The sequence below is a fragment of the Streptomyces sp. NPDC002144 genome (assembly GCF_053593695.1).
Genome location: NZ_JBSFDB010000011.1, coordinates 89236 through 104304, shown reverse-complemented (window position 1 = coordinate 104304; position 15069 = coordinate 89236). Strand labels below are relative to the sequence as shown.

Here is a 15069-nt window from a genome sequence, read left to right as displayed (position 1 = left end):
CCCGCGTCAGCTCTTCTTCGGGTGGGGAGTGGAGCCGTACGCCGTGAGGAACTTGTCACGGAAGGCGCTCATCTTCCAGACCGGGGCGTTGTGGGCGGGGCGGAGGCCGTCCGTCCAGCCCCAGGACGAGATCTTGTCCAGGACCTTGGGGTCCTTGGCGACTATGGAGATCGGGACGTCGCGGCTGGCGTGGTTGCCGCTGACGCGGGCGATCGGCTGGTGGTCGCCGAGGAAGACCAGGACCGTGTTGTCGTTGCCGTAGCGCTCCAGCCACTGGGTGAGCGCGGTCACCGAGTACTGGACCGACTTGCCGTACTCCGCCTGGGACTTGGGGGAGCTGGCGATGATGTCCGCGGGCTTCTTGCCGGCCGCGTGGATGGCGTTGAAGACCGAACCGTCACCCAGGCCGTTCCAGGGGACCATCTTGGGGATCGGGGCCCAGGGCTGGTGGCTGGAAGTGAGGATGACCAGGGACATCAGCGGCTTGCTCCGCTTCTTGCTGTGCTCCAGGTCCTGGAAGGCCTGCAGCGCGTACTGGTCCGGCATCGTCGACCAGCTGAACTTCGGCCCGTTGTAACCCATCTGGAAGGCGTTGCGGTAGCTCTGCAGGCCGTAGAACTTCGACTCCGGCCAGCCTTTCTGCACACCCGGCATGATGCCGACCGTGTCCCAGTCGCCCGTCTTGGCGAAGGCCTTGGTGAGGCTGAGGTGGTCGCTCGCCATGACCGTGCGGTAGCGGTTCTGGTTGTCGATCCACAGGCCGGACATGGTGGTGGAGTGGCCCAGCCAGCTGCTGCCGCCGTAGGTCGCCGAGGTCAGCCAGCCGCTCTTGGCGTGGAAGCCCGCCTTCGCGAGGGCTTTGGTGCGGGCGTCGAGGGTGGCGTCGACGCCGGGTGCCTCCACCGGGTCCTCGATCGCGCTGCGGCCGTAGCTCTCGATGAAGGTGAAGATCATGTCCTTGCCGCGCAGGTCGGGGACCAGCTGGCTGGGCGGTGTGTTGCCGAACTCGTCGACCTTGGCGATCTTCTGGAAGTCGGCCTCGTCCTTGAGGGTCTGCCGGACACCCTTCGCCTGGAGAACCACCGCTCCGGCCGCCCGGTCGGAGGCCAGCGGTGTCCCGCCGAGCTGGAGGCCCAGCGCGGAGCAGAGGACCCAGACGACGGCGGCGGCGAGTGTCCCCCGGGTCGCCGCCTGCTTGTTGCGCGCCAGCAGGTTGCTGAGCCGGACCATCGCCAGCGCCATGACGGACAGCAGCAGGAACACCAGGACGAAGGCGCCGACCGTGGCACCGATCGCCACCGCACGGCCCATCGAGTCCTGGACGTAACTCTGCGCGTCCGGCAGCAGCTCCCAGTCCAGCACGAGGTTGAAGTGCCGGCCGAGGTACTCCCAGAAGCCCATGTCCAGCAGGTTGAGGATCGTGAGCGCGCCGAGCGCGGCACCTGACACCACCGCCACGATGATGCGCGGGCGGCGCGGCAGCACCAGCGCGACGGCCGCCCCGAGCACGGCCTCCACCGGTATCCGCACGAACCGCCCGGCGTGCAGCGCGCTCTCCTTGTTCGGGAGTACCAGCGCGCCGAGCACGAGGACGGCCGCGAGGATCGTGACCGTCCAGCGCACGACGCGCACCGGTACGGGGTGCCGCTCACGCCAGTCGGCGAACCGGGTGCGCAGGGTCGCCCTGGCGTCCTGTTGCGGTGACGGCGACTCCGGCTCGACCTCGGGTGATGTGTCCGGTTGTTGGCGAAGGCGCGTGAAGACAGGCACCCGAAGGTCCTTCCGTTGCGAGGCCCGGCATCCGTGATTCGGACGGATCGGTCGGCGGGCCACACCGGGAGGCAAGGACCCGCCACAGTCCGGTACGGGCTGCCTGAGGCGGTTGTTCACGCCTCAGGGCAAACACCGGGCAAACGCCTCGTCAACGGCACGGTCGAGGCTCGTAGGGGCGCGGGGAACTGCGCGACCAGCCCCCACTGGCCCGCAGTCGCCGTCCTGCCTTCCCCAGCGGAGCGCTAGGCGCCCCCCACCGCCGTCAGCAGGGCGAGCGGTGCCGCCGCCGAGCGGGACTCCCTCACGCAGGCGTGCGGATAGGGCACGGGCTCGGCGTGCGAGTCCCGTCCGTACCCGGCGATGACCTCCGGCAGCCGGTGGCCCGTGGCCGTCGCCGCGTCGACCAGGGCGTGGGCGACCGTGCGGGCCTCGTCGTGCAGGCCGTAGCGGGCCAGGCCCAGCGTGATCAGCGCGTTGTCGTGCGGCCAGACCGAGCCGCGGTGGTACGACAGCGGGTGGTACGCCGGCTGTCCCGCGGCCAGCGTGCGTACGCCCCAGCCGGAGAAGAAGTCCGGTTCCAGCAGCCGCCGGCCCACCACCTCGCCGTACTCCTTGTCCAGCAGCCCCGACCACAGCAGATGCCCGGCGTCCGAGGCGAGCGCGTCGACCTGCCGGCCCTCGCCGTCCAGCGCGAGCGCCGGGAAGGAGGCGTCCCGCATCCAGAAGTCCCGCTGGAAACGGTCCCGCAGATCGGCCGCCGCCTGTTCCAGCAGGGCGGCGTAGGTGTCGTCGCCCCACACCGTCCGGGCGACCGACGCCGTGCGGCGCAGGGCGTCGTAGGCATAGCCCTGTGCCCCGGCCGCCATCACCGGTCCGCTGGCCCGTGTGCCGTCGGCGGAGCAGATCGCGCCGGGGGAGTCCTTCCAGTTCTGGTTGGCGAGGCCGCCCTGGTCGGCGCGGTAGACGAGGTAGCCGCGCGAGGTCAGCCCGCCGTGGTCCAGCATCCAGCCGATCGCCGCGCGGGCGTTGGGCTCGAGGCGGCGGGCGAGGTCCGCGTCCCCGGTCTGCTCGACGTAGGCGCCCAGCAGGACCAGGAACAGTGGCGTGGCGTCCACCGAGCCGTAGTAGCGGCCGTAGGGGACCTGGCGGAAGTGGGCCAGCTCACCGTGGCGGACCTCGTGCACGATCTTGCCCGGCTGGGCCACCGAGTCCGGACCGGTCTCCGTCGCCTGGGTGGCGGCGAGCGCGGGCAGGGTGGCGGCGGCGAGCTGCGGACGGTAGGGGAGCGCGAACAACGACGTCAGCAGGGCGTCCCGGCCGAGCAGGGTCAGGAACCAGGGGGCTCCGGCAGCGGGCACCCGCAGGTCCTCGCCGTCCGGGCCGGTCGCCGGGACCTGGAGGGAGGCGAGGTCGGCGAGGCCCCGTGCGCAGGCCGCCGCCAGTTCGGGCCAGCCCGTCGGGAAGGGCACACCCTCCACGAACTCGCCCTCGAGAGCCAGGAGTTGTTCGTTCAGTGCGGCTGGGGACGTCGGTACGCGCAGGGTCCGCCGGTCGCCGTGCGGGCGGGCCATCACCCGCAGCGTCAGCTCCGCCGTGCCGTGCGGGTCCAGGTCGAGGGTCCATACGAGGCGCCGGGCGCCGGTGCCGGTCTCCTCGACGCCGTCCGGTGCGGGCTCCGCCGTCACCGTCGTGACGGACCGCCATTCACCGCGCTGGTAGCTGAACTCCACGCCGTCGTCGAGGACCTGGCGGGAGCGGGTGGCGCCGATCTTGGTGTAGGTGCGGTAGTCGGAGCGCAGCTCGAACTGGTCCGTGAAGTCCGCGTCCGCCGTGACCGCGAGGCGGACCGTGGTGGCGGTCGGGCGGTTGCTGGTGATGCGGAGGGATTCGACGAACGCGCCGTCGCCCACCGCCTGTTCGCGGAAGATCGTGTACGCGGGCGGTTCCTGCCGTCCGCCGCGCGGGACGAGGACACAGCGGGCCGTGTCCCCGTCCGCGACCGGCGTGAGCGACTCCGGTACCGCGCCGTCGACCGTCAGTTGCCAACGGCTCAGATGACGGGCGTCGCGCACGAACAACCCGGCCGGGGAGCCGGTTCCCCGGGCCCCGACGATGATGTCCCCGCCGTCGCCCACGGCCGCGAACGTCCCGCCGCGCACGAGCAGATGATGCCGTTCCGTCATGCCCGGTCCCCTCCCTTGTCACTCATGTCGAACGTGCCGATGCCCGTGGGGGACACGCCGTGTCCGGGGCGCGAATGGAGCAGATCCAGCGCGAGGGCGGCGGTCCAGCCGAAGCCGAGTGCTCCGCAGGCCTCGCCGGTGTGCGGGTCGACGTACTCCGCGAATCCGGAGGCGTCGGCCAGGTCGAGGACGGACTCCCGCAGGTCGTCGGCGCGCTCCTGCTCGCCGTGGGTGCGCAGCCCGCGCTCCAGCAGCCAGCTCGTGTTGAACCAGGCCGGTCCCCGCCAGTACCGGTGCGGATCGAAGGCCTCGCCGAGGAGGTCGTAGGACGGGGGCAGCCGGGTCGTGTCACCGAGCCCGAAGTGCGGGCCGTGGAGGGTGGCGACGAGCGTACGCACGACGTCGCGGGGGAGGCCGGGAAGGAGGAGCGGGATCAGTCCGGAGACGCTGCGCTCGGGGATCAGGGTGCCGGTGGGCGGCCGGTGGTGCGGGGCGGGGGCGCCGTAGCCGTCCCCGCGCAGGTCGCGGCAGAGGAACATGCCGCTCGGCCCGTCCCACAGGCGTTCCACCAGGGCCGCCGTCAGCCGCTCCGCGCGGGCGTGCCGTGCCGTGCCCGCCGCTCCCAGCTCCGCGGCGATCCGGGCCAGGGCGTGCTCGGAGGCGATGAGCAGGGCGTTGAACGCCGGGTCCTCCACGGCGAAGCCGCCGCCGCCGTCGTCGTCGTAGCCGGCGTCCCGGTAGTCCGTCGCCAGGCGTACGTACCGGCCGTAGTCCAGGTCCGTCGGGCGGTCCTCGGGGGCGCCGTGGGTGAGGTCGGCGCGGCGGAAGGAGCGGGACGGGGCGGGGATGATCCGGGCGAGCGGGGCGTCCCAGCAGGGGCTGTTGTCCATACCCTGTTCCCAGGGGTGGACGACCGACGCGAGGCCGGCCCCGCCCAGGTCGCGGCGGTGCAGCAGATAGCGGTGCCAGGCGGCCAGGCGCGGGTAGACCCGGGTGAGGAAGCCGCGGGCGCGGGACAGGCCCGGGTCGGCGCGGTGCACCAGCCAGGCCGCCAGCGCGTGCACCGGTGGCTGCACGATGCCGGAGGTCTGTACGGTGCGCGGGGCGCCCGCAGCGCGCCCCGCGGTCGAGGAGCGCCAGAAGTCGGGGCTCGGGAAGTAGGCGTCGAGCGGGACGGAGGGGTTGAAGACGATGTGCGGGATACGTCCGTCCGCCCACTGCGCGGCCAGCAGCGTCTCCAGCTCCGTCTGGGCCCGTAACGGCGACAGGTGCCGCAGGCCGATCGCGATGAACGCCGAGTCCCAGGACCACTGGTGCGGATACAGACTGCGCGAGGGGACGGTGGAGGCGCCCGTCCAGTTCTCCTCCAGCACCCGGGCGGCCCTGACGTGCAGCGAGCCCGGGACGGGCGGCGGATCGTATGCAACGGGATGCTGTTCGCCGCGGCTGGTGAGTTGGGCAGTGCGATCCACTCGGGGCTCCCCGAAAGACGTACGGCCGACCGGTTCGGTCTGGGCTACCGTAGAGTTACGTCTATTTAACACGCAAAACTCACTATGTAATGCACGCTGGAGAAGCACAAGGGGGTGCGCATGACGGGACGCGGCCAGGCCAGCTCCGGAGATCTGCTCGAACTGGTACGAAGCGGACGCGCGACCACGCGTGGAGCCCTCCAGCAGGTCACCGGTCTGTCCCGGGCCACCGTCGGTCAGCGCCTCGACCGTCTCTTCCGCGCGGGCTGGCTGCGCGAGGGCGCCGGCGGTCCCGTCGACTCGCCCCTGGGCGGCCGGCCCTCCATCACCCTTGAGTTCGACGACGAGCACGCCGTCGTCCTCGCCGCCGACCTCGACACCCGGCACGCGCGCGCCGCCGTCCTGACCCTGACCGGCGAGATCCTCGCCGAGCACGCGGACACGCTCGTCGTGGAGGACGGGCCGGACGTCGTCCTCGGAGCGCTCGGGCGGTGGTTCGGGGAACTGCTGGAGAAGGCCGGGCGGCCGGCCCGGGCCGTGTGCGGGATCGGGCTCGCTGTGCCGGGGCCGGTCGACAGCGAGACCGGACGGGTCGTCCAGCCGCCGATCATGCCCGGCTGGGACGGTTACGACATACGGGGCCGCCTGGCCCGGGCCTTCACCGAGCAGACGGGCGCCGGGCCGGTGCCGGTCCTGGTGGACAACGACGCGAATCTGATGGCGTACGGCGAACAGCGCACGGGCTACCCCGGCTGCTCGGCCTTCGTGCTGGTCAAGGTGTCCACCGGCATCGGCGCGGGCGTGGTGGTCGACGGCTCGGTCTACCGGGGGATCGACGGGGGCGCCGGGGACATCGGGCACATCCGCGTGGGCGTCGACGCGCTGTGCCGGTGCGGGTCGTACGGCTGTCTCGCCGCCGTCGCCAGTGGCGGCGCCGTGGCCGGGCGGCTGGCGGAGGCGGGAATTCCGGCGGCCTCCGGCTCGGACGTACGGGATCTGCTGGCGGCCGGGCATCCGGAGGCGTCCCGGCTGGCGCGGGAGGCCGGGCGGCTGGTGGGGGACGTGCTGGCGACCGTCGTCACGCTGCTCAATCCGGGGGTGCTGATGATCGCCGGAGATCTGGCCGGAACCGCCTTCCTGACCGGGGTGCGGGAGCTGCTGTACCAGCGGGCGCTGCCCCGCTCCACGGCCCACCTGGATGTCCTCACCTCACGGCTCGGTGAGCGGGCGGGGCTGGTGGGGGCCGGGGCGCTCGTCGTGGAGCATCTCTACGCGCCGGAGCGGGTGGAGGAACGGCTGCTCGCGCTGGGGGTGTAAAGCGTCCGCATGGTGAAATCCGGTCCTCTGTGGGAGCGTGATTCTCGCCACCCTTGATAAGGGCTCCGCTCAGATGAGCGGATCTTGAGCGGCTGCACTTCCTCAAGGGGTGGCACTGGGTGCCACCCTCCGATCGTTCATCGATCGAAATCAGATGTCGCAGTCAGCCGCTCATCTGAGCGTAAAACCGCACCGGTGGGCAGTGATGCCTTCAGGAAGTGAAAACATAAGCGCTTGGTTGCTTGCCGTCCCTTGACTTTCGATCCGCTGGCGGAGGGATGGTTACGGGCGCATGACGCGCGAGTAGACGTATCCAGACACCTTCGATCTGGGTATGTTCCTGGCCGTCAGGGCAGCCACCGCGTCCTCGAGGAGTCGAGACCCGTGTCGGAAAACAAAGAACCCCACGTAGCCAAGTTCGTTTACGACTTCACCGAGGGAAACAAGGACCTCAAGGACCTCCTGGGTGGCAAGGGCGCGAACCTCGCCGAGATGACCAACCTGGGACTCCCCGTTCCCCCGGGCTTCACCATCACGACGGAAGCCTGCAAGGTCTACCTCGACAGCGGCGAGGAGCCCGCGGCACTGCGTGACGAGGTGAGTGCGCACCTCGACGCGCTGGAGTCCCGGATGGGCAAGAAGCTCGGCCAGCCGGACAACCCCCTGCTGGTCTCCGTCCGCTCCGGCGCCAAGTTCTCCATGCCCGGCATGATGGACACGGTCCTGAACATCGGTCTCTCCGACAAGTCCGTGAAGGGCCTCGCCGAGCAGGCCGGCGACGAGCGGTTCGCCTGGGACTCCTACCGCCGCCTCATCCAGATGTTCGGCAAGACCGTCCTCGGCGTCGACGGCGACCTCTTCGAGGAGGCCCTCGACCAGGCCAAGGAGGCCAAGAAGGTCACGGTCGACACCGAGCTGGAGGCCGCGGACCTGAAGAAGCTGGTCGCCACCTTCAAGAAGATCGTCAAGAGGGAGGCCGGCCGGGACTTCCCGCAGGACCCGCGCGAGCAGATGGACCTCGCCATCCACGCGGTCTTCGACTCCTGGAACACCGACCGCGCCAAGCTCTACCGCCGTCAGGAGCGCATCCCGCACGACCTCGGCACCGCCGTCAACGTCTGTTCGATGGTCTTCGGCAACCTGGGCCCGGACTCCGGCACGGGCGTCGCCTTCACCCGCGACCCCGCCTCCGGCCACCAGGGCGTCTACGGCGACTACCTGCAGAACGCGCAGGGCGAGGACGTGGTCGCGGGCATCCGCAACACCGTGCCGCTCGCGGAGCTGGAGCGGATCGACAAGCAGTCGTACGACCGGCTGATGCAGATCATGGAGACCCTGGAGAACCACTACAAGGATCTCTGCGACATCGAGTTCACCATCGAGCGCGGCCAGCTGTGGATGCTCCAGACCCGCGTCGGCAAGCGCACGGCGGGCGCCGCCTTCCGGATCGCGACCCAGCTGGTCGACCAGGGCCTGATCGACGAGACCGAGGCGCTGCAGCGCGTGACGGGCGCCCAGCTCGCGCAGCTGATGTTCCCGCGGTTCGACGAGCACGCGAAGACCGAGATGGTCGGCCGGGGCATCGCGGCCTCGCCGGGCGCGGCGGTCGGCAAGGCGGTCTTCGACTCGTACACCGCCGTGAAGTGGTCGCGCTCGGGCGAGAAGGTCATCCTGGTGCGCCGGGAGACCAACCCCGACGACCTCGACGGCATGATCGCGGCCGAGGGCATCCTGACCTCCCGGGGCGGCAAGACCTCCCACGCGGCCGTCGTCGCGCGCGGCATGGGCAAGACCTGTGTGTGCGGCGCGGAGGAGCTCGAGGTCGACACCAAGCGGCGCCGGATGACCGTGCCGGGCGGGCGGGTCGTCGAGGAGGGCGACGTCATCTCCATCGACGGCTCCAGCGGCAAGGTCTACCTGGGCGAGGTCCCGGTGGTCCCCTCCCCGGTCGTGGAGTACTTCGAGGGCCGTATGCACGCCGGCGCCCAGGACGCCGACGAGCTGGTCGAGGCCGTGCACCGGATCATGGCCTTCGCCGACCGCAAGCGCCGTCTGCGGGTACGGGCCAACGCGGACAACGCCGAGGACGCGCTGCGCGCCCGACGCTTCGGCGCGCAGGGCATCGGACTGTGCCGCACCGAGCACATGTTCCTGGGCGAGCGCCGCGAGATGGTCGAGAAGCTGATCCTCGCCGACACCCAGGACGAGCGCGAGGCCGCGCTGGCGGAACTGCTGCCGCTGCAGAAGAAGGACTTCGTCGAGCTGTTCTCGGCGATGGACGGTCTGCCGGTGACGGTACGGCTGCTCGACCCGCCGCTGCACGAGTTCCTGCCGGACATCACCGAGCTCTCGGTCCGGGTGGCGCTGGCGGAGTCCCGCCAGGAGTCCCACGAGAACGACCTGCGCCTGCTCCAGGCGGTCCACCGTCTGCACGAGCAGAACCCGATGCTGGGCCTGCGCGGGGTACGCCTCGGCCTGGTCATCCCGGGCCTGTTCACCATGCAGGTCCGCGCGATCGCGGAGGCGGCGGCGGAGCGCAAGAACGCCAAGGGCGACCCGCGTGCCGAGATCATGATCCCGCTCGTCGGCACCGTCCAGGAGCTGGAGATCGTCCGCGACGAGGCCGACCAGGTCATCGCGGAGGTCGAGGCGGCGACGGGCACGCAGCTCAAGCTCGCCATCGGCACGATGATCGAGCTTCCGCGCGCCGCCCTCACCGCCGGGCAGATCGCCGAGGCGGCGGAGTTCTTCAGCTTCGGCACGAACGACCTGACCCAGACGGTGTGGGGCTTCAGCCGCGACGACGTCGAGGCCTCCTTCTTCACGGCCTACCTGGAGAAGGGCATCTTCGGTGTCTCCCCCTTCGAGACGATCGACAAGGACGGCGTCGGCTCCCTGGTGAAGGCGGCGGCGACGGCGGGCCGCGAGACCCGCCCCGACCTCAAGCTCGGCGTCTGCGGCGAGCACGGCGGCGACCCGGAGTCCGTCCACTTCTTCCACGAGGTGGGCCTGGACTACGTCTCCTGCTCCCCGTTCCGCATCCCGGTCGCCCGCCTGGAGGCGGGCCGCGCGGCGACGAACTCGCAGGGCAGCGACCACCGCTAGACCGTACGACCCCACCGACCCCGGAACCGCCACCCGTCCCCGACCCTCAACACCGATGGGCAACGGTTCCGGACCACCAGGAGGGCGGCACCCTGTGCGGGGGTGCCGCTCTCTCGTGCATCATCTGCGGCGACTGTCAAGCTAAGGCGCTGAACAGGGAAAATAGCGTTTGCTGGCGTTGGTTGCGGTTGAAGTCGCGCGAGGGCGCTGTGCCCTCGTTGTGCCCTGGGGTATGGCTAGGGCGTGTCACGGGCCGCCACCACAGAGGCCCCGGCCCTCAGCATCCTGAGCTGTCGCTGAAGTGTCGGCAGTATCGGCGTTGGTCACTTTGAGCGCCCTTCCCGCAGTCCCAGTGCGGCCCCCGGGAGGGCGCTCGTGTTTCCGTCGCACCTGGGGTGCACCCGGGCGGCGACTCCCACACGCGTGCTCTTTGAAGGCGCCAGGTTCGGGGGATCGGCTGCGCCGCGTGCCACGGTCTCGTAGGCTGCTTCCCTGGCCGCAAAGTCTGGTGGGGGATTCGATGGATGCTGCTGCTCTGGCGCTCGTTACGACGAGTGCCAATTCTCTTGTCTCACTGATGACGAGTGAAGTCTGGGAACAGGTCAAGGGTGGCGTAGCGGCCCTCTTCCGGCGTGGCCGCACGGGCGGGGATGGACCTATCGAAGATGAACTCGAAGAGTCGGCACGGGAGCTCAGGGCATCGCTGGAAAGCGGCGACCAAGACACGCAAGATGAACTACGTCAACAATGGCGCGGCAAATTGAGGCGCCTCATTCGAGACGAGCCGGAGTTGATTGCCGAGTTGCAATCGCTCCTGAGCGAGTGGTCTTCTCTGGACTCAGCCAAAGAGGGAATCGTCCGTAGCATCCATCAAACCGCCACCGCTCGTGACGGTGGCCGTGTCTATCAGCAGGGCACCGGAACGCAGAATAATTACTAGGACGGTCTAAAGTGGACCATCTTGAGCACGCCGTCCATCGTGATTTCTTCTCAGGTCGCGCCCAAAAGCAAGGCAGGGTTTATCAGCAGCAGTCGGGCGTCCAAATCAATGCAGATTCGTTCATTCTCGCCAATCTGGCAGAGTCTGCTGATGCCGCACAGGTACCTCTTCCTTTTACGGCTGCCCGAGTCGCTGAAGTGACAGCGACTGAGCTGGGTGTGCACCATGCAGCTACTGACGTTGAAGGTGACTTGCCTCCCTATGTGGTGCGCCAGATTGACTCAGAGCTGCGCGCTAGGATAAGTCGGATTCCCCGGACCGGGGAACCGATTCTCATCGTAGGAGACTCCACGGCTGGCAAGACAAGGGCTGCCTTTGAAGCGCTCAAAGAATGCTTCAGTGAGCACAGCGTTTTTGCCCCCTTCGATGGCCAGGATCTCGTCTCTTCCCTCCCTGCGCTGATTGAGCATAAAGAGACTTGTGTCCTTTGGCTCGATAATCTTGAGCGCTATATTGGCCCGCAAGGACTCACTCCGCAGGTACTGGGCCTACTGCGAAGAGCTCGTATCCCGATCCTGTCAACAATGCGGGCAGAGCAGTACCGGCAGTTCATCCCCTCCATTACCTTGCATACTTCGGCCGCCAACGATGAAAGCAATAATCTCGGGCGACGGATCTTGGAGCAGATAAATGTAATGGTGTTGCCACGGCTGTGGGTTCCTGAAGAAATTGAGCGAGCTCGGCAGGTGGAGGATATCCGGGTCCAGGGAGCCGTCGCATTCAGCACCCATTATGGTGTAGCCGAGTATCTCGCTGCTGGTCCGCGACTATATCAAGAGTGGATCTTGGCTTGGGGGCCCGGAATTAATCCACGTGGTGCAGCACTTGTAGCAGCTGCTGTTGACTGCGTGAGAGCAGGCATCACCCAATCAGTAACTCGCGATCTCCTTGTGAGCATGCACGAGACCTACCTCGCGCGCGTAGGTGGGGCGGCCTCGCGCCCCGAGACGATCGAAGAGGCCTTCGAATGGGCTACATGCCTACGGTTTGGCGTCACGAGTCTACTTATGCCTGCGACGGAACATCCGGGGCGATTCAAGGTGTTCGACTACCTTGCGGATGAGTTTATGCGCTCCAATTCCAGTCAACCAATCCCGAGCGAGTCGTGGCGGATTATCCTAGAATTCGCTAAGGAGGAGAAGGCGACGTATCTGGTTGGCCTGGCTGCTGAGACTAACGGTGAAACTGAAATCGCCGAAGAGGCGTGGAGGGAAAGTGCCAACCGAGGCTCAGGGAGGGCTCTTTTGCATCTCGGTCTACTGTATATCAATACTGACCGAGAAAATGAGGCCGTAGAGGCTTGGATCAAGGCTGCAGAGACCGGGGAGACTTCGGCCTACGCGCCCCTGGGTATCTGGTATCGCACCGGCGGTGACACTGATAAAGCTGTGGAGCTTTTCAGGAAGGGTGCCGAGAGTGGCGATACTTTTGCCATTCGTGGACTTGCCGAGTCCCTGGACACTGCAGACGAGGCGGAGCAGTGGTTGACCATGTTGGTGGAAATGGAGGATGAAGCCGAAGATCGATACAACCTTGCCGTTTACTACTACAAGACCGGCCGTAAGGACTTGGCTCTAGAAAATTATCGCCAGGCGGCTGAAGAGGGCGTCGTTCCGGCCATGAATAATTACGGGACGATGATTGCTGACGATGATCCTGAGGAAGGTGAAAGATGGTTCCGAGCGGCTCACGAAAGAGGGTCCCATTACGGGACTACCAACCTCGCCATGGCTTTGGCGGAGCGCGGCGAAAGCGCGGAGGCCGAAGCCCTTATTAGGGAGGCGAATAAATCTGGATACTACGGGGCTAACTCTATTCTCGGCGCTCTTTACCTAAAGCAAGGGAAGGGTGATCAGGCCAAGGCTGCTTGGATCCTTGGGGCGGAAAGCAATGATGAGTGGTCAATTTACAATCTTGCCCTCTATTTCGAAAGGGAAGGGCTTCGTGACAGGGCCGCAGAATTGTATCGGAGAATCGCTGATTTCAACGATGATGCGGCCGAAAATCTTGGCTTCATGCTGGCCAAGCAAGGGTACGCCGATGAAGCTATGCAACTTTTGGAGCGCGTGAAGGGGCAAATTACGCCTCAGGGCCGTTGCGCCCTAGGGTGTGTGTTTTATCGCACCCATGCTCGAGAACTTGCAAAGACTTGGTTTGCGGCCGCGCTGGATGGCGAACACGCTCACGCTGGATGCTGGCTTGGGGAGATGGCATTTCAGGACGCACTCTTTGAGGATGCTGAGCGATATTTCCGTGCGTCATTCAACGGTGGTCACCGTCACGCAGCCGAAAGAGCATCCCAAATGATGCTCGCACGCGGTAAGGGTAAGGAGGCAGCCCACTGGTTGCGGCTCTCCAAGGGGCTTCCTCCGGTGCCTGCTAAACGTGTTCAAGGAGCCAGAAGGCGGCGCGGTAAGAAGAAGAAATAGCCCCCTTGATTTCGAGGCTATGGTCTAGATCGGTGGGGTGGCTTTGTGGTAAGTGATCACGGCCCCTAGTTTTCCGGCGCATCGGGCAGTCCCTGGACCTCCTGGTAAGCACGACGTGCGCGTAGCGCGCCGCCGGGCGCGGCCAGCCGAGGCGGAGACAAGGAGGCAGGCCGCGCCGCAGAGTAGGCGCGCGCCCGCGCCGTGCGCGGGCCTTGATTTGCAGAGAAGTTCAGGGAGAGGCTTCCATGGCCGCGATCACAGCCGCAGTGTCGCCCTCGTAGAGGAGATGCGGTTCGTCTGCATTAGGCGGGATGAACCGCTTTCGGTACCGCTGAAGGTCGCTCTCTGAGAAGTAGATCGAGTTCGGGTCGTTCGCGTGGAACTCGTTACGCTTGCTGATTCTCGCCCATAGTTCATCGTGGCTGGCTGCGAGATAGACCAGTACCGGCGTGGCGCCGGCGTCGGTGGCGATCGCTTGCCATTTAGCCCGATCCTCCGGGGTCCAAAAGCCGTGGTCGACGACGACATCGTGTCCGGCCTTGAGCTGGTCCGTGAGTTCAGCCGCTACGTCTTCGAGCACCGGCCGCTCAAGAGTGGGGAATGTTCCTCGCGGGAAGTCCACGCCGTAGACCCCGTGCCTGCGGTACATCTCTTCATCCGGGCACAGACGAATGAACCCGCGATCCGTGAGGGCGCGGGAAAGCGTGGTCTTGCCGGAGCCTGGGAGTCCGGCCATCAGGACGCAGAACGGTGGGCGTGGGGACATCGGTCTCGTCAGAGTCTGGGAGATGGCGGTCATCTCCGCTTCGGCTTCCGGGGTGAGCAAGCCGTCGCGGCGAGCGGCGAGCAGGGTGCCCATGCGGTCTTCGAGCACGCTCATAAGGGTGTCATCCATGGTCGTCACTACGAAACCTCCGACTCCGTCCGCCACGTGCGACCAGGACCTCCGAGGTCGACACCGTACTCCACGACGTCGCCCTCGCTGTTGATGAACTTGGCCGTCATCACGACCACGGGCTCTGCTGGCGGGTTCTCGGGGTCTAGCTCCAAGAGCCGTGCGTCTTCTGTCGTCAACAGGCGTGCTGAGGCGGAGTCGATCCGGTGGGTGATCGGGAGACCGGTTGCCTCGGCAATGAGTTGGAGTGAGGTTCCTCCGGTCAGTCGCTCGCTGTCCGCCAGCTGGTGGATCAGCTTCCCGTACTGAGGCGGAATCCAAGACGTGCTGTGCGCGACGATGCCGTGCCGGTCTCGGTACACCCGGCGTCGGCGGATGACGTCTGACCGTGGTTCGATGCCCAGGGCCTGGGCGACCTCCGGAGGCGCGGGTACTACTGCGGCCTCATGCGAGTCGGACCTTTCGCCTGATCCCCAACTGGATCCGGTACGGCGCCCTCGGTCCTGTCGCTGAGACCCCGAGGACATGGGGGCGGGTTGGTCAAGGACTTCCGTCCCGATCCCGTGGATGCCCCGCACTAGGCCCTCGTTGCGCAGCTTGCGCAAAGCCTTCTCAGCCGTTGCGGTGCTGACGCTCCACTCCTCCGCGAGGTTCTTGATGCTCGGCAGCAGTGATCCCGGCGGTAGCTGGCCGGACGCGATCAGCTCCGAGTAGTGGGCGGCAATCTTTGCGTACGGCGCTCGATTGTCGGCCTGACCAGCCATTTCGCCAGCTCCCTTGTCTCTAGTTCCCTGCGGTTCCCTAGCTTACCGCTTGACACCGCAGGGAACCCTAGGGAACCCTAGGGATGTGCCCGTCGGTCGGGTCGGTGACAGAAGGTCACCGCGCCCCGGTG

Annotated in this window: 9 protein-coding genes; 4 read left to right on the top strand and 5 right to left on the bottom strand. The window is 67.2% G+C overall.

Going from position 1 to position 15069, the window contains the following annotated elements; translation table 11 throughout:
* Positions 1-6 precede the first annotated feature (6 nt).
* The 3 genes from ACWCQ1_RS18685 to ACWCQ1_RS18675 all read right to left on the bottom strand — a co-directional run bounded on the left by ACWCQ1_RS18685 (position 7) and on the right by ACWCQ1_RS18675 (position 5428).
* Positions 7-1770 (bottom strand): CDP-alcohol phosphatidyltransferase, encoded by a 1764-nt coding sequence (locus ACWCQ1_RS18685; RefSeq protein ID WP_451026932.1) that lies wholly within the window; start codon positions 1768-1770, stop codon positions 7-9.
* Between the two features lie 245 nt (positions 1771-2015).
* Positions 2016-3956, bottom strand: a complete 1941-nt coding sequence (locus ACWCQ1_RS18680) for an amylo-alpha-1,6-glucosidase (protein WP_358593427.1) — start codon at positions 3954-3956, stop codon at positions 2016-2018.
* Positions 3953-5428, bottom strand: a complete 1476-nt coding sequence (locus ACWCQ1_RS18675) for an MGH1-like glycoside hydrolase domain-containing protein (protein ID WP_358593428.1) — start codon at positions 5426-5428, stop codon at positions 3953-3955. The genes ACWCQ1_RS18680 and ACWCQ1_RS18675 overlap by 4 nt, the downstream gene beginning before the upstream one ends.
* A 120-nt stretch (positions 5429-5548) precedes the next feature.
* Between ACWCQ1_RS18675 and ACWCQ1_RS18670 the strand changes: the two genes are divergently transcribed.
* From ACWCQ1_RS18670 to ACWCQ1_RS18655, 4 genes are all read left to right on the top strand, one after another.
* Positions 5549-6745, top strand: coding sequence for an ROK family protein (locus tag ACWCQ1_RS18670; protein WP_451026931.1), 1197 nt, complete (start codon positions 5549-5551; stop codon positions 6743-6745).
* A 384-nt stretch (positions 6746-7129) separates the two neighbouring features.
* Positions 7130-9850 carry a pyruvate, phosphate dikinase gene (gene ppdK, locus ACWCQ1_RS18665; RefSeq protein ID WP_133041119.1) on the top strand — a complete coding sequence of 907 codons (2721 nt, stop codon included), beginning with the start codon at positions 7130-7132 and terminating at the stop codon, positions 9848-9850.
* Between the two features lie 520 nt (positions 9851-10370).
* Positions 10371-10790: a hypothetical protein gene (locus tag ACWCQ1_RS18660; protein ID WP_451026930.1), complete on the top strand. Its 420-nt coding sequence runs from the start codon at positions 10371-10373 to the stop codon at positions 10788-10790.
* Between the two features lie 11 nt (positions 10791-10801).
* A complete protein-coding gene (locus tag ACWCQ1_RS18655) occupies positions 10802-13279 on the top strand; it encodes a tetratricopeptide repeat protein (protein ID WP_451026929.1) in 2478 nt (825 codons plus the stop codon).
* Positions 13280-13508: 229 nt separating this feature from the next.
* Here ACWCQ1_RS18655 and ACWCQ1_RS18650 read toward each other — a convergent pair whose 3' ends face one another.
* Both ACWCQ1_RS18650 and ACWCQ1_RS18645 read right to left on the bottom strand, forming a co-directional pair.
* Complete coding sequence (locus tag ACWCQ1_RS18650; RefSeq protein WP_451026928.1) at positions 13509-14183, bottom strand: AAA family ATPase; 675 nt, start codon at positions 14181-14183, stop codon at positions 13509-13511.
* Positions 14183-14938, bottom strand: a complete 756-nt coding sequence (locus tag ACWCQ1_RS18645) for a GntR family transcriptional regulator (protein ID WP_451026927.1) — start codon at positions 14936-14938, stop codon at positions 14183-14185. Before ACWCQ1_RS18645 ends, ACWCQ1_RS18650 begins: the two co-directional genes overlap by 1 nt.
* Positions 14939-15069: the final 131 nt, after the last annotated feature.